At 74.4% G+C, this 20,309-nt stretch carries 16 protein-coding genes; 5 read left to right on the top strand and 11 right to left on the bottom strand.

Annotation, left to right across the window (positions count from 1 at the left end):
* Window positions 1-316: 316 nt before the first annotated feature.
* From BLR33_RS17870 to hrcA, 4 genes are all read right to left on the bottom strand, one after another.
* Complete coding sequence (locus tag BLR33_RS17870) at window positions 317-1,072, bottom strand: 16S rRNA (uracil(1498)-N(3))-methyltransferase (protein WP_093785475.1); 756 nt, start codon at window positions 1,070-1,072, stop codon at window positions 317-319.
* On the bottom strand, window positions 1,069-2,076 hold the full coding sequence (locus BLR33_RS17865; RefSeq protein WP_407639693.1) for a nitronate monooxygenase: 1,008 nt from the start codon (window positions 2,074-2,076) through the stop codon (window positions 1,069-1,071). Before BLR33_RS17865 ends, BLR33_RS17870 begins: the two co-directional genes overlap by 4 nt.
* A gap of 428 nt (window positions 2,077-2,504) precedes the next feature.
* Window positions 2,505-3,644 carry a molecular chaperone DnaJ gene (gene dnaJ / locus BLR33_RS17860; RefSeq protein ID WP_093785473.1) on the bottom strand — a complete coding sequence of 380 codons (1,140 nt, stop codon included), beginning with the start codon at window positions 3,642-3,644 and terminating at the stop codon, window positions 2,505-2,507.
* Window positions 3,645-4,661 (bottom strand): heat-inducible transcriptional repressor HrcA, encoded by a 1,017-nt coding sequence (gene hrcA / locus BLR33_RS17855; protein ID WP_093785472.1) that lies wholly within the window; start codon window positions 4,659-4,661, stop codon window positions 3,645-3,647.
* A gap of 383 nt (window positions 4,662-5,044) precedes the next feature.
* On the opposite strand from hrcA, the gene BLR33_RS17850 reads away from it, so the two are divergent.
* Together BLR33_RS17850 and BLR33_RS17845 are read left to right on the top strand one after the other, a co-directional pair.
* Complete coding sequence (locus BLR33_RS17850) at window positions 5,045-5,806, top strand: MBL fold metallo-hydrolase (RefSeq protein WP_093785471.1); 762 nt, start codon at window positions 5,045-5,047, stop codon at window positions 5,804-5,806.
* Window positions 5,807-5,905: 99 nt separating this feature from the next.
* Complete coding sequence (locus BLR33_RS17845; protein WP_093785470.1) at window positions 5,906-6,739, top strand: DUF3097 domain-containing protein; 834 nt, start codon at window positions 5,906-5,908, stop codon at window positions 6,737-6,739.
* 37 nt (window positions 6,740-6,776) lie between these two features.
* On the opposite strand, the gene hemW is transcribed toward BLR33_RS17845, so the two are convergent.
* The 3 genes from hemW to lepA form a co-directional block, all read right to left on the bottom strand.
* Window positions 6,777-8,009: a radical SAM family heme chaperone HemW gene (gene hemW, locus BLR33_RS17840; RefSeq protein WP_093785469.1), complete on the bottom strand. Its 1,233-nt coding sequence runs from the start codon at window positions 8,007-8,009 to the stop codon at window positions 6,777-6,779.
* 31 nt (window positions 8,010-8,040) lie between these two features.
* Window positions 8,041-9,924 (bottom strand): AMP-dependent synthetase/ligase, encoded by a 1,884-nt coding sequence (locus tag BLR33_RS17835; protein WP_093785468.1) that lies wholly within the window; start codon window positions 9,922-9,924, stop codon window positions 8,041-8,043.
* A 105-nt stretch (window positions 9,925-10,029) separates the two neighbouring features.
* Entirely contained in the window at window positions 10,030-11,916 is a 1,887-nt protein-coding gene (gene lepA / locus BLR33_RS17830) for a translation elongation factor 4 (protein WP_093785467.1), read from the bottom strand.
* Window positions 11,917-12,248: 332 nt separating this feature from the next.
* Here lepA and rpsT point away from each other — a divergent pair, with 332 nt between their 5' ends.
* Window positions 12,249-12,515 carry a 30S ribosomal protein S20 gene (gene rpsT, locus BLR33_RS17825; RefSeq protein ID WP_093785466.1) on the top strand — a complete coding sequence of 89 codons (267 nt, stop codon included), beginning with the start codon at window positions 12,249-12,251 and terminating at the stop codon, window positions 12,513-12,515.
* Between the two features lie 571 nt (window positions 12,516-13,086).
* The gene (locus BLR33_RS17820) at window positions 13,087-13,803 is read left to right on the top strand and encodes a hypothetical protein (RefSeq protein WP_143031707.1); all 717 of its coding nucleotides are present in this window, start codon (window positions 13,087-13,089) and stop codon (window positions 13,801-13,803) included.
* A gap of 52 nt (window positions 13,804-13,855) precedes the next feature.
* Here the strand turns inward: BLR33_RS17820 and holA are convergent, their stop codons facing one another.
* The gene (holA, locus tag BLR33_RS17815) at window positions 13,856-14,842 is read right to left on the bottom strand and encodes a DNA polymerase III subunit delta (protein WP_093785464.1); all 987 of its coding nucleotides are present in this window, start codon (window positions 14,840-14,842) and stop codon (window positions 13,856-13,858) included.
* Window positions 14,843-14,914: 72 nt separating this feature from the next.
* On the opposite strand from holA, the gene BLR33_RS17810 reads away from it, so the two are divergent.
* Window positions 14,915-15,181 (top strand): hypothetical protein, encoded by a 267-nt coding sequence (locus BLR33_RS17810; RefSeq protein ID WP_093785463.1) that lies wholly within the window; start codon window positions 14,915-14,917, stop codon window positions 15,179-15,181.
* Between the two features lie 66 nt (window positions 15,182-15,247).
* Here the strand turns inward: BLR33_RS17810 and BLR33_RS17805 are convergent, their stop codons facing one another.
* From BLR33_RS17805 to BLR33_RS17795, 3 genes are all read right to left on the bottom strand, one after another.
* Window positions 15,248-16,699, bottom strand: coding sequence for an MFS transporter (locus tag BLR33_RS17805; RefSeq protein ID WP_093785462.1), 1,452 nt, complete (start codon window positions 16,697-16,699; stop codon window positions 15,248-15,250).
* Complete coding sequence (locus BLR33_RS17800) at window positions 16,696-17,289, bottom strand: winged helix-turn-helix domain-containing protein (protein ID WP_245771475.1); 594 nt, start codon at window positions 17,287-17,289, stop codon at window positions 16,696-16,698. The genes BLR33_RS17805 and BLR33_RS17800 overlap by 4 nt, the downstream gene beginning before the upstream one ends.
* 63 nt (window positions 17,290-17,352) lie before the next feature.
* Window positions 17,353-19,701, bottom strand: coding sequence for a ComEC/Rec2 family competence protein (locus tag BLR33_RS17795; RefSeq protein WP_407639692.1), 2,349 nt, complete (start codon window positions 19,699-19,701; stop codon window positions 17,353-17,355).
* Window positions 19,702-20,309 lie beyond the last annotated feature (608 nt).

Here is a 20,309-nt window from a genome sequence, read left to right as displayed (position 1 = left end):
CGCCGAAGGGGGCTGCGGCGGACGCCGTGGCCTGCCGCACGCGGCCGCGGGCCCCGGCGCCCGCGGCGACCGTGGCGAGGGCAACGTCGCCGATGCCGAGCGGGCACCACAACCGCTCGGTGCAGACGGCATACGGGCCCGGACGCCGGACCCCGTGGCGGCGATGTCCGGGTGCCCGCATTCAGTGCAGGGGTCGGCGTCGAGGCGGCGCCGTGCCGTACCCCGTGCCCTGCGAGCCTGCGCCTCGCCGGGAGACGACGGGGAGACCACCGGCGCCGGGCTGCGTCCGCGGGCCGCGTCGACGGTCCTTCGCCGGTCAGCTCCAGCGCCCGGTGCGGGCCAGCAGGAGCGAGACCGCGGCCACGCCCGCCGTCGAGGTGCGCAGGACCGTGGGGCCGAGGCGGTGGGGGGTCGCGCCCACCTCCGCGAAGAGGGCCAGCTCCTCGGGCGCGATGCCGCCCTCGGGGCCCACGACCAGCAGCAGCGAGCCGGACTGCGGGAGCGCGGCGGTGGCCAGCGGCACCGAGCCCTCCTCGTGCAGCACCGCGGCGAAGTCGGCGGCGGCCAGCAGCGGCAGCAGCTGACGGGTCGTCACCAGGTCGCCCACCGTGGGGAACCGCAGCCGGCGGGCCTGCTTGGCGGCCTCGCGGGCCGTCGAGCGCCACTTCGCCAGCGACTTCGCGCCCCGCTCGCCCCGCCACTGGGTGACACAGCGCGCCGCCGCCCAGGGCAGCACCGCGTCCACGCCCGCCTCCGTCATGGTCTCCACGGCGAGTTCGCCGCGGTCGCCCTTGGGCAGCGCCTGCACCACCGTGACCGTCGGCCGCGGGTCGGGCTCGGTCCGCATCTCCCGCACCCGGACGGTCAGTTCGTCCTTGCCCGCGACAGCGGCCACCTCCCCGTGGGCCCCGCGCCCGGCGCCGTCGGTGAGCACCACCTCCTCACCGGGCTGCAGCCGCCGTACGGAGACCGCGTGGCGGCCCTCGGGCCCGGTCAGGACGATCTCGCGGGGCCCGGCCGGGCCGCCGCCGTCGAGCAGGGCGGGCTCGACGAGGAACACGGGGGCGGTCATGCGCGGGCCTCCTGGGCGGTACGCAGCTCCTCGGCCAGGGTCTCCACGAGCGCGCCGGCCGACATCTCGCGGGCCAGCCGGTGGCCCTGCCCGGCCCACAGCGCCATCGCCTGCGGGTCGCCGAGTTCGGCGGCGGCCCGGCGCACCGGGCTGGTCAGGTGGTGCACCTGCGGGTAGCCGGCCGGGGCGTAGCGGCCGTGCTCGCGCACGAAGCGGTTGAGCAGGCCGCGGGCGGGGCGGCCGGAGAAGGCCCGGGTGAGTTCGGTGCGGGCGTAGACCGGGTCGGTGATCGCCCGCTTGTGCAGCGGGTGCGCCCCCGACTCCGGGCAGACCAGGAACGCGGTGCCGAGCGCGGCCGCGTCCGCCCCCGCCGCGAGCACCGCGGCGATCTGCCGCCCGCGCATCAGCCCGCCGGCGGCGATCACCGGCAGCCGCACCGCCTCGCGCACCAGCGGGATCAAGGTGAGCAGGCCGATGCCGGCGCCGTCCAGCTGCGGGTCGTCGCGGTGGGTGCCCTGGTGGCCGCCGGCCTCCACGCCCTGCACCACGAGCGCGTCCGCGCCGGCCCGCTGGGCGGCCAGCGCCTCGGCCGGCGAGGTCACCGTCACCACCGTGTACGTGCCCGCCTCGGCGAACGCCTCCAGCACCGACCGCTCCGGGCAGCCGAAGGTGAAGCTCACGATCGGCACGGGGTCCTCCAGCAGGACGGCCACCTTCGCGTCGTACGCGTCGTCGCTGCCCGCCTCGGGATCGCCCAGCTCCGTGTCGTACCAGGCGGCCTCGCCGTGCAGCTGTTCGGCGTAGACGGCCACCGCCGAGGGGTCCACCGTGTGCGGCTGCGGCATGAACAGGTTCACGCCGAAGGGGCTCGACGTGGCGTCCCGCAGCTGGCGGATCTCCTCGTACATCGCCTCGGACGTCTTGTACCCGGCGGCCAGGAAGCCGAGGCCGCCGGCCGCCGCGACGGCCGCGGCCAGCCGCGGGTTGGAGGCGCCGCCGGCCATCGGTGCCTGGATGATCGGGTAAGCGGAGAACGAGGAGAGGTCGGGGGACACGGCCTCATGGTGCCACGCCCCTCCCACAGGGCTTCGCCCCCTCCCCCGCCTGAAGGGTGCGCTCCGCGCGAGGGCACTGCGTGCACCCCAGGGGCGCTGGGGGTACCCCCGGGCGAAGCTCTGGGGGAGAACTGCGCGAGCAACCCGCCACGGGCCGGTGGTCCGGAGCGGACCGGGCTGCCCCTTCGGGCCGGTGGCGAAGCGCGACCACTGTCCCATGGGGCAGGTCCGCCCCCAGAGCCTCGCCCGGGAGGTACCCAGCACCCCTGAGGCATCGCGGTGTACCGCGCCGCGCAGCGGGACCGCGCGCCCGAGGGGCGCAGACCGCCGCCGCGCGGAACGGCACCCCTGTCACGGGATGATGGAGGAGGCCGGCGCTAGCGGCCGTTGAACGCGTCCTTCAGGCGGGAGAACAGGCCCTGCTGGCCCGGGGCGAACTGGCCCGTGGGGCGTTCCTCGCCACGGAGCTGGGCGAGGCGGCGGACCAGTTCCTCCTGCTCGGCGTCGAGCTTGTTGGGGGTGACGACCTCGACGTGGACGACGAGGTCGCCGCGGCCCCCGCCGCGCAGGTGGGTGATGCCGCGCTGGTGGAGCGGGATGGACTGGCCGGACTGGGTGCCGGGCCGGATGTCCACCTCCTCCAGGCCGTCCAGCGTCTCCAGCGGGCACTTCGTGCCGAGCGCGGCCGCCGTCATTGGGATCGTCACCGTGCAGTGCAGGTCGTCCCCGCGCCGCTGGAACACCGGGTGCGGCAGCTCACGGATCTCGACGTAGAGGTCGCCGGCCGGCCCGCCGCCGGGCCCGACCTCGCCCTCGCCGGCGAGCTGGATGCGCGTGCCGTTGTCCACGCCGGCCGGGATCTTCACCGTCAGCGTGCGCCGGGAGCGCACCCGCCCGTCGCCCGCGCACTCCGGGCACGGCGTGGGCACCACGGTGCCGAAGCCCTGGCACTGCGGGCACGGCCGGGACGTCATGACCTGGCCCAGGAAGGAGCGGGTCACCTGCGAGACCTCGCCGCGGCCGCGGCACATGTCGCAGGTCTGCGCGGAGGTGCCGGGCGCGGCGCCCTCGCCGTTGCACGTGCCGCAGGTGACCGCGGTGTCGACCTGGATGTCCTTGGTGGTGCCGAAGGCCGCCTCGTCGAGCTCGATCTCCAGCCGGATCATCGCGTCCTGGCCGCGCCGGGTGCGCGAGCGCGGGCCGCGCTGCGAGGACTGCCCGAAGAAGGCGTCCATGATGTCGCTGAAGTTGCCGAAGCCCGCGCCGAAGCCGCCCGCGCCGCCGCCGGCCCCGCCCGCCGCGGACAGCGGGTCGCCGCCGAGGTCGTAGACCTGCTTCTTCTGCGGGTCGGAGAGCACCTCGTAGGCGGCGTTGATCTCCTTGAAGCGCTCCTGCGTCTTCGGGTCCGGGTTGACGTCCGGATGCAGTTCGCGCGCGAGGCGGCGGAATGCCTTCTTGATCTCGTCAGGCCCCGCGTCGCGGCGTACGCCGAGCACGGCGTAGTAGTCCGTGGCCACCTACGACTCCGCCAGGATCTGTCCGACGTAACGTGCCACTGCGCGTACCGCTCCCATCGTTCCGGGGTAGTCCATGCGGGTCGGTCCGACCACGCCGAGTTTGGCGACTGCCTCGTCGCCCGAACCGTAGCCGACCGCCACGACGGAGGTGGAATTGAGGCCCTCGTGGAAGTTCTCGTGCCCGATCCGCACCGTCATCGAGGAGTCGTTGGCCTCGCCGAGCAGCTTCAGCAGGACCATCTGCTCCTCCAGTGCCTCCAGCACCGGCCTGATCGTCAGCGGGAAGTCGTGGTGGAAGCGGGTGAGGTTGGCAGCGCCGCCGAGGACGATCCGCTCCTCCTTCTCCTCCACCAGGGTCTCCAGGAGCGTGGCCAGCACCGCGGCGACCGAGGGCCGGTCGTCCACCTCGAAGCTGTCGGCCAGGTCCTGCACCAAGGGCGGCACATCGGGGAAGCGGCGGCCGACGATCCGGCTGTTGAGCCGGGCCCGCAGGTCCGCGAGCAGGTTCTCGCCGACGGGCGCCGGGCAGTCCACGAACCGCTGCTCGACCCGTCCGGTGTCGGTGATCAGCACCAGCATCACCCGCGCGGAGGCGAGCGAGAGCAGCTCGACATGGCGCACCGAGGAGCGGGTGAGCGAGGGGTACTGCACCAGGGCGACCTGCCGGGTGACCTGGGCGAGCAGCCGCACCGTGCGGGCCACCACGTCGTCCAGGTCCACCGCGCCCTCCAGGAAGTTCTGGATCGCGCGGCGCTCGGCGCCCGACAGCGGCTTGACGCCGGCGAGCTTGTCGACGAACAGCCGGTAGCCCTTGTCGGTGGGGATGCGGCCGGCGCTGGTGTGGGGCTGGGCGATGTAGCCCTCGTCCTCCAGGAAGGCCATGTCGTTGCGCACCGTGGCCGGGGAGACCCCGAGCTGGTGCCGCTCGGTCAGCGCCTTGGAGCCCACCGGCTCCTCGGTGCCCACGTAGTCCTGGACGATGGCACGCAGCACTTCGAGTCTGCGTTCGCTCAGCATCGCGCACCTCCTGCCACAGGCCCTCAGGCTCTGACCTGGCACTCGTCCGTTTCGAGTGCCAACTTTCCCGCAGCCAGTGTACGGCGAGGCCACAAGTGCTCGGCAAGAGCACAGGGCGATCGGCAGGTGGTGGTGCCGCCGCGGGACGCGGTCGGCGACCGGTACGGGCGGAACGCGCCGAACGCCCCCCTGGCACGGCGGGCGGGGTGGCGGCGTATGGCTGGGGACGGGTGCGGCCGTCCGCGTCGCGTTCCGCCGCGGTCCTCCGCGGCTGTCCGGCACCTCTCGTGCCGCTACCCGAGGCTGTCCCCGGCTGTCGGCCCCTCTGGGCAGCTGTCCGCGGCTGTCCGCGGCTGTCGGGGAGCAGCGATAGCGTCGGGGCCGTGCATGACGCGGAGAGCACGGACGGGCGCCCGACGGACGGTGCGGGGTCGGCGTGGGAGCAGCTGGCCCCCGGGGTGGCCAGGCGGCGGCTGCCGCACCTGGACGTGACGATCGGCCTGGTGGTCGGGGCGCGGGGGGTGCTGCTGGTCGACACCGGCTCCACCCTGCGCGAGGGCGAGGAGCTGCGCGCCCAGGTGGCCGCGCTGACCGGGGGACGTGACGTGACCCACATCGTCCTCACCCACGGCCACTTCGACCACGTCTTCGGCGCCGCCGCTTTCGAGGGCGCGGAGATCTACGGGCATCAGCGGCTCGGCGGGTACCTGGCGGCGCAGCGCGAGGCCCAGCGGGCGGTCGCGGTGGAGCTGGGCACCGATCCGGACGAGGCGGCGCGGGCGGCCTCCGCCCTGGCGCGCCCCTCGCACCCGGTCACCCGCGAGCTGGGCCTGGACCTGGGCGAGCGCCCGGTGCGGCTGGTCCACCCGGGCCCGGGGCACACCGCCCACGACCTGGCCGTGCTCGTCCCCGGCGCGAGCCCCAGCGACCCGGCGGTGGTCTTCTGCGGCGACCTGGTCGAGGAGTCGGGCGAGCCGCAGACCGACGCGGCCTCGGTGCCGCACGCGTGGCCCGCGGCCCTGGACGCGCTGCTCCTGCTGGGCGGCGAGACGGCCCGCTACGTGCCCGGGCACGGCGCCGTGGTGGACGCGCGCTTCGTACGGGCCCAGCGGGAGGCGCTGGCCGCGCGCTTCGGCACGGCGTAGCGAGCGGTACGGGGCGGCACGGGGTACGAGTGCGGCACGGGGAAACTTCCGGCCCGTCGCGGCCCCGCCGCCGCGGGGCCCGTGGTTACGATCAGGCGCATGCGCAGCAGGAGTTACGGCCCCGACCTCACGCCGCCGTGGAAGAAGCCGACGCCGGTGCCCGAGGTGGCCGCCGAGCCGGACCTGGTGGTGGAGGAGGTCGGCAGCGGCTTCTGCGGGGCCGTGGTCCGGGTGGAGAAGACCGCCGAGGGCCTGACGGTGACCCTGGAGGACCGCTTCGGCAAGCTGCGGGTCTTCCCGATGGTGCCGCGCGGCTTCCTGCTGGAGGGCCGCACGGTCACCCTCGTGCGCCCCAGGGCCGCTCCGGCGCCGCGCGGGCCGCTGCTGTCGGCGTCGGGCTCGATCGCGGTGCCGGACGCCAGGGCGCGGGTGGCCAGGGCGGGCCGGATCTACGTCGAGGGCCGCCACGACGCCGAGCTGGTGGAGAAGGTGTGGGGCCACGACCTGCGGGTGGAGGGGGTGGCCGTGGAGTTCCTCGAAGGCGTGGACGACCTTCCCGCGATCGTCGCGGCCTTCGGCCCGTCCCCCGACGCGCGGCTCGGCGTCCTTGTGGACCACCTGGTGCCCGGCTCCAAGGAGTCGAGGATCGCGGCCTCGGTGACGGACGCGAACGTCATGATCGTCGGGCATCCCTACATCGACATCTGGGAGGCGGTCAAGCCTGCTTCCGTGGGAATCGCCGCATGGCCGCGGGTGCCGCGCGGGGAGGACTGGAAGACGGGCGTGTGCCGCGCGCTCGGCTGGGGCCACCTGAGCACCGGTGAGGCGTGGCAGCGCATCCTGGGCTCGGTGCACTCCTACCGGGACCTGAAGCCGGAGCTGCTGGGCGCGGTGGAGCGGCTGATCGACTTCGTGACGGAGCCGCCCGCGTAGCACCGCTCAAGGCCCGCCCGGTCCCGCCCGGTCCCGCTCAGTCGACCAGGTCGCGGACGACCGCGTCGGCGAGCAGGCGGCCGCGCAGGGTGAGCACGGCGCGTCCCTCGGCGTAAGGGGCGGGCTCCAGGAGACCGTCCCTTACCGCGCGCTCCGCCGCCCTGGTGCCCTCCTCTGTGAGCAGGTCCAGCGGGCAGCCGGCCGAAAGGCGCAGCTCCAGCAGGATGCGCTCGACCCTGCGGTCCTCGGCGGTCAGCACCTCGCGGCCGACGCCGGGGGTGCGGCCCTCGGCGAGGGCCTGGGCGTAGGCGCCCGGGTGCTTGGCGTTCCACCAGCGCACCCCGCCGACGTGGCTGTGCGCGCCGGGTCCGGCGCCCCACCAGTCGGCGCCCGTCCAGTACAGCTCGTTGTGCCGGCAGCGGGCGGCCTCGCCGGTGGCCCAGTTGGAGACCTCGTACCAGCCGTAGCCGGCCGCGGACAGCCGCTCCTCGGCGATCAGGTAGCGGTCGGCGTGCTCGTCGTCGTCCGTCGCGGGGACCTCGCCCCTGCGGATGCGGCGGGCCAGCTGCGTGCCCTCCTCGACGATCAGCGCGTACGCCGAGACGTGGTCGGGGCCCGCGCCGATCGCCGCGTCCAGGGAGGCGTGCCAGTCCGCGTCGGACTCGCCGGGGGTGCCGTAGATCAGGTCGAGGTTGACGTGGTCGAAGCCGGCCGCGCGGGCCTCGGCGACGCACGCCTCGGGGCGGCCCGGGGTGTGGGTGCGGTCCAGCACCCGCAGCACGTGCTGCCGGGCGCTCTGCATGCCGAAGGAGACGCGGGTGAAGCCCTGGGCGCGCAGGTCCGCCAGGTAGCGGGGGTCCACGGACTCGGGGTTGGCCTCGGTGGTCACCTCGGCGTCCGCCGCCAGGCCGAACTCCTCCCTGACGGCGGCGAGCATCCGGCCGAGGTCGGCGGCGTCCAGCAGCGTGGGGGTGCCGCCGCCGACGAAGACGGTGCTCACCTCCCGCGGGTCGTCGCCCAGCACCTTGCGGGCCAGGCGGACCTCCTCGACCAGGACGTCCGCGTAGTTCTCCCGCGAGGCGAGCGCGCCGCCCTTACCGCGCAGCTCGCTCGCCGTGTAGGTGTTGAAGTCGCAGTAGCCGCAGCGGGTCGCGCAGTAGGGCACGTGCAGGTAGAAGCCGAGGGGGCGCCGCTGGGCGCCCTCCAGCGCGGACGGCGGCAGGGCGCCGTCGCGCGGCAGGGGTTCCCCCTCGGGGAGTACGGAGGCCATCGGTCCATTATCCGTGACGGCCCCGCGTTCCCTACTTCTCGCGGCTGCCCTCGTACATCTCCTCGATGAGCGGGGCGAACTCGCGCTCGACCACCGGCCGCTTCAGCTTCAGGGACGGGGTCAGGTCGCCGTGCTCGACATCGAGGTCGCGCGGCAGGATGCGGAACTGGCGGACCTGCTGCCAGCGCTGCAGCGAGGTGTTGACCTCCTCGACGTACCCGGCGATCAGGTCGTGGACCTCGGGGCTCGCGACCACCTCGGCGTACCCCTTGCCCTCCTGGCCGTTCTCCGCGGCCCAGGCGAGGATCGAGGGCTCGTCCAGGGCGAGCAGCGCGGAGCAGAAGTTGCGGCCGCCGCCGAGCACCAGCACGTTGCTGACGTAGGGGCACACCGCCTTGAAGTGGCCCTCGATCTCGGCCGGCGCGATGTACTTGCCGCCCGAGGTCTTGATCAGGTCCTTCTTGCGGTCGGTGATCTTCAGGAAGCCGTCGGGCGACAGCTCGCCGATGTCGCCGGTGTGCAGCCAGCCGTCCGGCTCCAGCACCTCGGCGGTCTTCTCGGGCAGCTTGTGGTAGCCCCGCATGATGCCCGGGCCGCGCAGCAGCACCTCGCCGTCCTCGGCGATGCGCACCTCCAGGCCGGGCAGCGCCTTGCCCACCGTGCCGGTGCGGTACTGCTCGCCGGGGTTGACGAAGCTGGCCGCGCTGGACTCGGTGAGGCCGTAGCCCTCCAGGATGTGGATACCGGCGCCGGCGAAGAAGTAGCCGATCTCGGGGGCGAGCGCGGCCGAGCCGGACACGCAGGCGCGCAGCCGGCCGCCGAAGGCCGCGCGCAGCTTGGCGAAGACCAGCCGGTCGGCGACGGCGTGCTTGGTGCGCAGGGCCAGCGGGGCGCTGCGGGTGCCGGTCAGCCGCATGCTCTCCTGGGTGGCCTTGGCGTACTCGCGGGCCACGTCGGCGGCCCAGCGGAAGATCTTGTACTGCGCGGCGCCGCCCTCGCGGGCGCGGGCGGCCACCCCGTTGTAGACCTTCTCGAAGATCCGCGGCACCGCGGCCATGTAGGTGGGCTGGACCACCGGCAGGTTCTCGATGATCTTGTCCACCCGGCCGTCCACGGCGGCGACGTGGCCGACCGCGATGTGCCCGGCGGTGAGCACCTTGCCGAAGACGTGCGCGAGCGGCAGCCACAGGTACTGCACGTCGTTCTCGTCGAGCAGGTCGATCGCCTGGATGGCGCGGGCCATGTACGCCCAGGCGTCGTGCGGCAGGCAGACGCCCTTGGGGCGGCCGGTGGTGCCGGAGGTGTAGATGAGCGTGGCCAGCTGGTCCTTGGTGATGGCGCCGACGGTCTCCGCGATCACCCCCGGGTGCTGCTCCAGGTAGGCGGCGCCGCGCTTCTCCAGGTCGGCCAGGGAGAGCACCCAGCCGTCCCCGTCGGCGTCGGCGGCGGCCGCCGGGTCCATCACGACGACGTGTGCGAGCTCGGGCAGCTCGGCCCGGTGCTCACGGGCCTTGGCCAGCTGTTCGGCGTTCTCGGCGATGAGCACCCGGCTGCCGGAGTCGGAGAGGATGAAGACGGTCTCGTCGGCGTTGGTCGTCGGGTAGACCGTGGTGGTCGCGGCGCCGGCGCACATGACGCCGAGGTCGGCGAAGATCCAGTCCACGCTGGTGGCCGCGGCGATGGCGACCCGCTCCTCGGGGCGCACCCCGAGGTCCATCAGCCCGGCCGCGATGGCGTCCACCCGGTCGGCGGCCTGCCGCCAGCTGAGCACCCGCCACTCGTCGGGGCCCTCGCCGGAGGCCGGCGGCACCGGGTGCCGGTACGCCTCGGCGTCGGGGGTGGCGGCGACCCGCTCCAGGAAGAGCGCGGCCACGGAGGCCGGCCGGTTCTCGATCAGCGTCTGTGTGTCGGTCACCGCAACCTCCGGGCTGTGCGCGTTCTTAACTCACCAGTAACCTTGTCCGCCGCCAGAGTAGAGGGCCCACGCGCCGTACGTAAGGCCCCCACACCGCCCGATCGGCTACTTCCTGGCCTTGGCCTCCCCCTCGGAGTCGGTCGACAGCACCGCGATGAACGCCTCCTGCGGCACCTCGACGCTGCCGACCATCTTCATCCGCTTCTTGCCCTCCTTCTGCTTCTCCAGCAGCTTGCGCTTGCGGGAGATGTCGCCGCCGTAGCACTTGGCGAGGACGTCCTTGCGGATGGCGCGGACCGTCTCGCGGGCGATCACCCGCGCGCCGATGGCGGCCTGGATGGGCACCTCGAAGTTCTGCCGGGGGATCAGCTCGCGCAGCTTGGCGACCAGCCGGACCCCGTAGGCGTACGCCTTGTCCTTGTGGGTGATCGCAGAGAAGGCGTCCACCTTGTCGCCGTGCAGCAGGATGTCGACCTTGACCAGGCTCGCGCTCTGCTCACCGGTGGGCTCGTAGTCCAGCGACGCGTACCCGCGGGTCTTGGACTTCAGCTGGTCGAAGAAGTCGAAGACGATCTCGGCGAGCGGCAGGGTGTAGCGGATCTCGACGCGGTCCTCGGAGAGGTAGTCCATGCCGAGCAGCGAGCCGCGCCGGTTCTGGCACAGCTCCATGATCGCGCCGATGAACTCGGTGGGGGCGAGCACGGTGGCGCGCACCACCGGCTCGTACACCTCGTCGATCTTGCCCTCGGGGAACTCGCTGGGGTTGGTGACGGTGTGCTCGCTGCCGTCCTCCATCACCACGCGGTAGACGACGTTGGGCGCGGTGGCGATCAGGTCCAGGCCGAACTCGCGCTCCAGGCGCTCGCGGATCACGTCGAGGTGGAGCAGGCCGAGGAAGCCGCAGCGGAAGCCGAAGCCGAGGGCGGCGGAGGTCTCCGGCTCGTAGACCAGGGCCGCGTCGTTGAGCTGGAGCTTGTCCAGCGCCTCGCGCAGCTCGGGGTAGTCCGAGCCGTCCAGCGGGTACAGGCCCGAGAAGACCATCGGCTTGGGGTCCTTGTAGCCGCCCAGCGGCTCGGTGGCGCCCGCGCTCTGGCTGGTGATGGTGTCGCCGACCTTGGACTGGCGGACGTCCTTCACGCCGGTGATCAGGTAGCCGACCTCTCCGACGCCCAGGCCGTCGGCGGGCAGCATCTCCGGGGAGTTGGTGCCGATCTCCAGCAGCTCGTGGGTGGCGCCGGTGGACATCATCCGGATCCGCTCGCGCTTGTTGAGCTGGCCGTCCACCACCCGGACGTAGGTGACGACACCGCGGTAGGAGTCGTAGACCGAGTCGAAGATCATCGCGCGGGCGGGGGCGTCGGCTACGCCGACCGGGGCCGGCACGTCGCGGACCACCCTGTCCAGCAGCGCCTCGACGCCCAGGCCGGTCTTGGCGGAGACCTTGAGCACGTCGGCCGGGTCGCAGCCGATGAGGTTCGCCAGCTCCTCGGAGAACTTCTCCGGCTGGGCCGCGGGCAGGTCGATCTTGTTGAGCACGGGGACGATGGTGAGGTCGTTCTCCATCGCCAGGTAGAGGTTGGCGAGGGTCTGCGCCTCGATCCCCTGGGCCGCGTCCACCAGCAGGATCGTGCCCTCGCAGGCGGCCAGCGAGCGGGACACCTCGTAGGTGAAGTCCACGTGGCCGGGGGTGTCGATCATGTTGAGGATGTGGGTGCGGCCCTGCTGCTCGCCGTCGGTCGGGGCCCACGGCAGCCGGACGGCCTGCGACTTGATGGTGATGCCGCGCTCGCGCTCGATGTCCATCCGGTCGAGGTACTGCGCGCGCATCTGCCGCTGGTCGACGACTCCGGTGAGCTGGAGCATGCGGTCGGCCAGCGTCGACTTGCCGTGGTCGATGTGGGCGATGATGCAGAAGTTGCGGATCAGCGCCGGGTCGGTACGGCTCGGCTCCGGTACGCGGCCGGGATCTCTGGAATCAGGGGTGGCGGGCACGCAGGGTCCAATTTCTTGAGACTGCTTGAGACACGTGGTGGCGGTACTGGCTGCTGGGTACTGGCTTGGTGCTGGCTTGGTTCTGGCCGGATGCTGGTTCGGGTGCTGTTTCGGTGCTGGCTTCGTACGGGCTCGGTGCGGGCCGGATGCCGGTCCGGGGCGGGCCGGTGCGGGCTTGCGGCCGCCTCCCCATAGTCCCACGGACGGGGCCCGGCTCCGGTTTGGGAGCGCCCATCGGCTGCTGGTAGCCTGGGGCGCTGTGTCTCGTGCCCTCCATCCGAGGCGCGCGGCACCAGACCCCAGTGATGAACCGAAGCTGAGAAGGCTCTTTCGTGGCGAACATCAAGTCCCAGATCAAGCGCAACAAGACCAACGAGAAGGCGCGCCAGCGCAACAAGGCCGTCAAGTCCGAGCTGAAGACCGCGGTGCGCCGCACCCGCGAGGCCGTCGCCGAGGGCGACGTCGAGAAGGCCACCGCCGCCGCGCGCGCCGCCGCCAGGAAGCTCGACAAGGCCGTGAGCAAGGGCGTCATCCACAAGAACCAGGCCGCCAACAAGAAGTCGGCGCTGGCCCAGTCGGTCTCCGCGCTCCAGGGCTGATCCTCCCCCGCCGACGGCTCCGGCCGTACGGCGGGTGCGCACCCGCGCCAACGGCTCGCGGCACCGCGGGGAACCCGGAACAGCGGCCCCTCTACCGCCCGGACCCGCACCGCCCCGGCCAGCACGCCGCACGCGGACGTTCGCCACGTGGCAGCGGCGCAGGACGCGGAGCGCACAACAGCGTGTCCCTGCGGGTCTTTCCGCAGGTGTGACCACCGCCCGCCCGGGTCTGCCGGGCGGGCGGTGGTGCTGTGCGGGGACGTTCCGGGGTACGGCCGGGCCGGCTTCGGGCAGGGGTTCGGCGGCGCGTTCCCGGGCATCCACGGCGAGGTTCCGGCGGGGGTTCCGGGGCCGTCACGATCCGGTGCGGGTTCGGTCACCGACCGTCGCGGCGGGGTGCGCCCGGCACTATCCTCACGGCATGTCGACGCCGCCTGAGCAGCCGGGCCCCTCTCCCTACCAGCCGTCGCAGCCACTCCCCCCACCAGGACAGCACCCAGGACCGCAACCGGGACCGCAGCCGGGCGCGGCACCCGGGCAGCCGCCGAGCGGCGGTGGGTACGGCGCTCCGGTGCCGCCGCAGCACAACCCGTACGCGCAGCCGAGCCCGTACGCTCCGGCGCAGCCGGGGTACTACGGGACGCCGGGGATGCCGGGCGGGCCGGGAGCGCCGGGTGCCGCGCGCGGGTCCGGCGGGGTGGGGCGCGCCGTGCTGTGGGCGGTGGTGGGCGCGGCTGTGGCGTCGGCGCTGTGGGGCGGCGGGGTGCTGCTCCTCGGCAAGGACTCCGGCGCCAAGGCCGACCTGCGGGGCTACACGGTCAGGAACGACCTGTGCTCCAGCGCCGACCTGACCGCCTTCTCCGGCACGTACGCGGGCGGATCGACGCCGACCGCGTACACCACCAAGGGCAGGACGCTGGACGAGATGGAGTGCAGCGAGGGGATGAAGATCTCGGCCACCTCGGACCTGTCGGACGCGTACGTAGACATCGAGGTGGACCTGCACAAGAAGACCGATCCCGCCGGGGAGTTCGACGACCAGTGGCTCGGCTACCGGCAGCACAAGCCGGCCAGCACCGTCGTCCCGGTGAGCGGCTACGGGGACGAGGCGTTCCTGGTCACCGCGAGCGGGAGCGACGAGGTGACGCTGGCGGTCCGCGACGGCTGGGTGACCTACTCGATGACCTGGAACTCCTTCTCCTACGAGGACTCGGCGCCGTCGTCGAGCGACGCCACAGCATGGGTGAAGTCCTCCACCCGGGCGACGCTGGCGAAGCTCAAGTCGTAACGCCCGCGGGCCGGGCGGCCCGTTCCTGCCTGCCGGAACGTATGGGCGCCGGTCAGGAGCGGGTGCGGGCGGCGCGGGCGATGGCGACCACGGCCTTCTCCAGGGCGTAGGCGGGGTCGGCGCCGCCGCCCTTGACCGCGGCGTCGGCCTCGGCGACCGCGCGCAGGGCGACCGAGACGCCGTCGGGCGACCAGCCGCGCATCTGCTGCCGGACCCGGTCGATCTTCCACGGCGGCATGCCGAGGTCGCGGGCGAGCTGGCCGGGGTTGGCGCCGCGGGGGGCGGCGGCGAGCTTGCCGATGGCACGCACCCCGGAGGCGAGCGCGAAGGTGATGCCGGGCAGCGGCTGCCCGACCGAGATCGCCCAGCGCAGCCGCTCCAGCGCCTCGGCGGCCCGCCCGGTCACGGCGAGGTCGGCCACCTCGAAGCCGGTGGCCTCGGCGCGGCCGGTGTAGTAGCGGGCGACCACGCCGACGTCGATGGTGCCGTCCACGTCGGCGGTCAACTGGGCGCAGGCGCTGGCCAGTTCGCGCAGGTCGCCGCCGAGGGCGTCGACCAGGGCCTGGGCCGCCTCTGGGGTCGCGGAACGGCCGAGGGTGCGGAACTCCTGGCGGACGAAGGCCAGCCGGTCGGCGGGTTTGGTCATCTTCGGGCAGGCCACCTCGCGGGCGCCCGCCTTGCGAGCCGCGTCCAGCAGCGCCTTGCCCTTGGCGCCGCCGGCGTGCAGGAGCACCAGGACCACCTCCTCGACGGGCGCCGCCAGGTACGCCTTGACGTCCTTGACGGCGTCGGCCGACAGGTCCTGCGCGCCGCGCACCACCAGGACCTTGCGCTCGGCGAAGAGCGAGGGGCTGGTCACCTCGGCGAGGGTGCCGGGCTGGAGCGCGTCGGCGGCGAGTTCGCGCACGTCGGTGTCCGCGTCGGCGGCGCGGGCGGCGGTCACCACCTCGCGCACGGCGCGGTCGAGCAGCAGGTCCTCCTGGCCCACGGCGAGGGTGACGGGGGCGAGCAGGTCGTCGGGAGCGGTCTTCCTGGCCATCGCCGACCAGCATCCCACGCGGATGTGACAGCCCCCTGCGGGACCCCGCGCGGCCTCGGGCACAATGCCCGGGTGAGCGACGTACGACATGTCCTGGTGCTGCCCGACCGCGACAGCGCGGAAGAGGTGGCCGAACTCCTGGCCGAACGCTACGACCTGCCCGAGGAGCCCCGGCTGCGCCGCGACGCCCTCTCCGGCGAGGACGACGCCGAGGACGCCCAGTGGCTGGTCCTGGTGACGGACGAGGACGGCGAACTCGATCCCGGAGCGCTGGACGACCTGGCCGCCGACTACGGCGGCTGGCTGGAGGAGGACGACGACTCCGACGAGGAGGAGTGAGCCGGCCTGGCCGGGGGCTTCGGGGGACGGCGCTTCCGGGGACGGCGGGGGTTCGGGTTCGGGGGCTCAGGCGCCGTCCTGGACGGGCGGGTGAGCGAGGCCGCGGGGCTGCACCTGCGGAACGGGGTCGGCGGCGATCCGGGGCGGGCCCTGCCGGGCATTCGACGCCGGCTGCGCGGCAGGGGTCCGCGCCGGGTCCTGGGCGAGAGGCCGGTCAGGGTCTCCGGCCGGGATCGCGGGCGGCGCGGGTGACAGGGCCTTCGCGGGCAGTTCGCGCATCCGCGGGACCGGGGAGGGCAGCAGCCACAGCACGCTGAGCACGCCGCCGGTGGTGGCGAGCCACAGGGTGGGGCGCAGGCCGATGGTGCTGCCGAGCAGGCCGCCGGCGAGGGCGCCCAGGGGGCGCATGCCGTAGTTGACCGTCCGCCAGGCGCCGCTGACGCGCGAGCGCAGGGCGTCGGGTATCAGCGCGGCCTGCACCGAGCCGCTGCCGATGTCCAGCAGCATCAGGCCGAAGCCCGAGAGGAACTCCGAGGCGAAGAAGGCCGCCAGCACCGCCGCCCTGGGCCCGCCGGCGAGCGGCACGAGCACCAGCGGCGCCGGGAACCCGACGTACCCGAGCACCACCGTCGGCCCGATGCCGATCGCCCGCACGATCCTGCGGGTCAGGGCCGCGCCCAGCACGCCGCCGACCGCCCCGGCGCCGACCACCGTGCCCAGCGTGCCCGCGCTCAGCCCGAGCGTGCCGACGGCGTAGAGCACCACCAGGGTGTGGAAGGCGAAGTTGAAGAAGTTCACCGTGGCCGCGGCGGCGACCAGGGCCCGCAGCGTCGCGGACCCGGCGACGAACCGCAGCCCCGCCCACAGGTGGCCCTTCTCCCGCCGGGCGGCGGGGGGTTCGGCCGGGGTGATCCGGGCCAGCAGTCCGGCCGACACCAGGTAGGAGGCGGCGTCGGCGAGCAGCGCGAAGGGAGCGGCGAGCACCTGGACCAGCAGCCCGCCCAGGCTGGGGCCGGCCATGAACGAGAAGGCGCTGCTGCCGTTGGTCAGCGCGTTCCCCTCCACGTACCGCTCGGGCTCGACCAGCGACACGAACAGCGCGGCGTCGCACACGTCGAAGACGACGGCCAGCGCGCCCACCGCGAAGGCCACCGCGATCAGCTGCCACAGGCCGAGCACCCCGAGGGCGTAGGCGACCGGCACGGAGGCCATCAGCGCGGCCCGGGCGAGGTCGGCGGCGATCATCGTGCGCCGCCGGCGGGCCCTGCGGTCGGCCCACGCGCCGGCCGGGATCGACAGCAGCAGCGCGGGCAGCAGGCCGGCCATCGACAGCCAGCCCATCTCGGCGGCGCCGGCGTGCAGGACGAGCACGGCGGCCAGCGGCAGCGCGAGGTAGGTCACCTGGTCGCCGAGGGCGGAGACCGCCTGGCCGGTCCAGTACCGCCGGAAGGCCCGCTCCCGCAGCAGCCGCGGCACCCGCTGCCCCAGCCCGCGCGCCACCACCGCCACCGCGCTCACCGGGTGCCGCCCGGGTCGCGCGGCGGCTCGGGCTCCACGAAGGCGATCTGCAGGTACGGCACCCGCCGGGCGCCTGCCGGGCGCAGCACGGGGTCGGTCGCACGGCCGGTGTACTCCCGCACCAGCGCGTCGATCCGCTCGCCCAACTCGGCCAGTTCCTGCGGGGTCAGGTACAGCGTGCTGTCGGTGAACCGCTCTGCCTCCTGCCACTCCCGGGGCAGCTCGCCCCGGGCCTCCTGCGCCCTGGCCATGCGGTGGAAGTAGTTCTCGGCCACGGCGAGCGTCAGCGACTGCGCGGCCTCGGCGACCGCCGGGTCCTCGGAGTAGCCGGGCCAGTCCGTGAACTGCGCGGTCGCCCGCCACGGCTTCTCCCGCCCGGGCCCGCCCGGCTCCGCCTCCTCCGCCAGCCCGTACTTCGCGAGTATCCGCAGGTGGTACGAACAGCTCGCCACCGACTCCCCGGTCAGCTCCGCCGCCCTGGTCGCGGTCAGCGGGCCCTCCCTGCGCAGCAGCCCCGCGAGCGCCATCCGCGTGGGATGCGCGTACGCCCGCAGCGCCTTGGGATCGGTGAGCCTGACCTTGTCCTCCACTGCTGCCTCCCTGTGGCGTGTATCTAAAGCTATCTTTACAAAGAACTCTTTACAAGCGGCCTCTCACAACGGCCCGTCCGTACGCACCTCCCGCTTCGCCCGGTACGTCGCCCGCAACTCCCGCGGCGTACTCCCCTCGACCGCGATCGGCCCGTCCACGTCCGTCCGCAGCACCACCGCCCCCGACCCGCGCAATTCCCGCACCGTCCGCGCCGCCGGGTGCCCGTACGGATTGCCGGCACCCACGCTGATCAGCGCCAGCCTCGGCCGCACCCGCGCCAGCAACGCCGGGTCCTGGTAGGCCGAACCGTGGTGCGCCACTTTCAGGACGTCGACCCTCGGCAGGTCCGGCAGCCGCAGCAACTCCCGCTGCACCGCCGGTTCCAGATCGCCCATCAGCAGCAGCGTCAGGCCCGCGTCGCGGACCAGCAGGGCCACGCTCGCGTCGTTCGGGTCGTCGTCGGGCAGCCCGTACGGCGCCGGCGGCGGCCACAGCACCCGCCACGACAGCGGGCCGAGCCGCCGCTCCTCGCCCGCCACCGCCGTCGTCACCGGTACGCCCGCCGCCGCGGCCTCCCGCCGTACGCGCGCCGCCCGGCCCTGCGGCTCGTCGAGCACCGTGGTCTCGATCGCGCCCACCCTGCGGCCGCGCATCGCACCGGGCAGCCCGTCCACGTGGTCGGCGTGGAAGTGCGTGAGCAACAGCAACGGGATCGAGGTCACCCGCAAGTCGCGCAGGCAGCGGTCCTCCGCGGCCGGGTCCGGCCCCGTGTCCACCACCATCGCCCGGCCAGGTCCCACCGACAGCGCCAGCGCGTCGCCCTGGCCGACATCGCACATCGCGAACCGCCAGTCCCCCGGCGGCCACCCGGCCACCACCCGCGGCAACGGCACCGGCCGCACCAGCGCCAGCAGCAGCGCCACCGCCGCCCCCGCGCACACCCACGGTCTGCGGGCCAGCTCCCGCCCGCACACCGCCACCGCCACCGTGACCAGCGCCAGCAGCCCCGCGCCCGACCAGCCGCCCGGCCAGCCGACCTCCGCTCCGGGCAGCGCCGCCCCCCGCCGTGCCACCGCCGCGATCCACCGCGCCGGCCACCCGGCCGACCACGCCAGCGCCCGCGCCGCGCCCGCCGACAGCGGCGCCGTCACCAGCGCCCCGAACCCCAGCACCGTGGCCGGGCCCACCGCCGGCTCCGCCAGCAGGTTGCACGGCACCGCGACCAGGCTCAACCGCGCCGACAGCAACGCGATCAGCGGACCGCACGCGGCCTGCGCGGCCGCCGCCGCGGCCAGCGCCTCCGCCAGGCGCGGCGGCACCCGGTGCCGGCGCAGGGCCGCGCCCCAGCGCGGCGCCACCGTGAGCAGCGAGCCCGTGGCCAGCACCGACAGGGCGAACCCGGCCGACCGCGCCAGCCCCGGCTCCCACAGCACCAGCACCAGCACCGCCGCGGCCAGCGCCGGAAGCAGCGAGCGGCGGCGGCCCGTGGCGATCGCGAGCAGCGTGACCAGCCCGCACACCGCCGCCCGCAGCACGCTCGGGCCCGGCCGGCACACCAGCACGAAGCCGATCGTCAGCGCGGCGCCCGCCAGCGCCGTCCACCGCAACGGCAGCCCCAGCCACGCGGCCAGCCCCCGCCGTTCCGTCCGCACGGCCAGCCCCGGCGGGCCGATCAGCAGGATCAGCACGATCGTCAGGTTCGCGCCCGACACCGCCGTCAGGTGCGCAAGGTCCGTCGCCTTGAACGCCTCCGCCAGGTCCTCCGGCACCGCCGAGGTGTCGCCCACCACCAGCCCCGGCAGCAGCGCCCGGGCATCCGGCGGCAACGGCGCGGCCGCTTTGCGCAGCCCCGCCCTCAGGTGCGCGGCCACCGCCTGGGCCCGGCTCGGGGGGCCTGTGACGCGCGGGGCTCCGCGAATCCGTACGACCGCCGCGCTCTCGCCCCTGTCGTCCGGCGCGAATCGCGCACTGCCCGACACCCGGGTCGACGGCACCAGGCCCAACCACTCCTCCCGCGCGTCCGACACCATCACCACCACCGGTGTCCGCACTCGTGTCCGCCCGACCCGCTCCACCACCGCGGGCACCACCACGACAGCGGTCCGCCCCTGCGCCCCGGCCCGGAACGGATCCCCCGTCACGCGCAGCACGGCCTCCGCCGTACCCCGGTGCCGGGCGAGCCCCGGTACGGGACCACGGGTCAGGTCCGCCGCCGCCAGCACCGCGGCACCCGCCGCCACCGCCCCGCACAGCAACGACGCCACCGCGGCCAGCACCAGCCCACGCCTCCCCCGCGTCCCCGCGACGACGGCCACCACCGCGCCCAGCACCGCCAGCCCGCCCACCACCACCGACGCCCCCACCTCCGGCGTCAGCCCGGCCGCCGCCCACGCGACCAGCGCGGGCCCCACCAACCGCAGATCCGCGGGCCCCTCCTGCCGCGGATTCGCCGCCCCCAACCGCGACCTCGCCAACGCATGCACAGCCGCCCGCGCCCGGCCTTCTTCCCCAGCGGCAGGCTCAGCGGCCACGGTGGACAGGGCGGGCGCGGCGGACCCGGCAGACCCGGCGAACCCTGCGGGCTTGGCGAACCCTGCGGGCGCCAACGGCTCGGCAGGCACGGCAGTCTGCGTGGGCAGGGCGGGCCTCACGGACCCGGCGGGCTCCATGGGCACCCTGAGCACCGTCTGCGCCCCGGGCTCCGCGGGTTCCGCGGACCCCCCGGACTCCGGCCGTCCCGGCACGCCAGGCCAGCCGCTCGGGCTTCGCGCATACCAACCAGGCGACGCACCAGTTGAGTTGACCGCGCCCTCTGGAAGGGCGCCCACGGCTCCGCCCGAATCACCCCCGGTTTCGCGCCCCAGCACGCCCGAGCCCGAGGCCGCCCCCGCGCCACGCCCAGCCGCGGAAGGAACCAGCACCCGGCCGCCCTGCACGGCCGACCCCGGCGAGATGGGGTGCGGCCTCGTGCCGGGTCGGCGCGAACCGGCTGTCGCCGCATACGAGTCGGCCGCACGTC

The organism is Actinacidiphila guanduensis (assembly GCF_900103985.1).
GTDB lineage: Bacteria > Actinomycetota > Actinomycetes > Streptomycetales > Streptomycetaceae > Actinacidiphila > Actinacidiphila guanduensis.
This window is presented reverse-complemented; position numbering and strand designations above follow the sequence as displayed.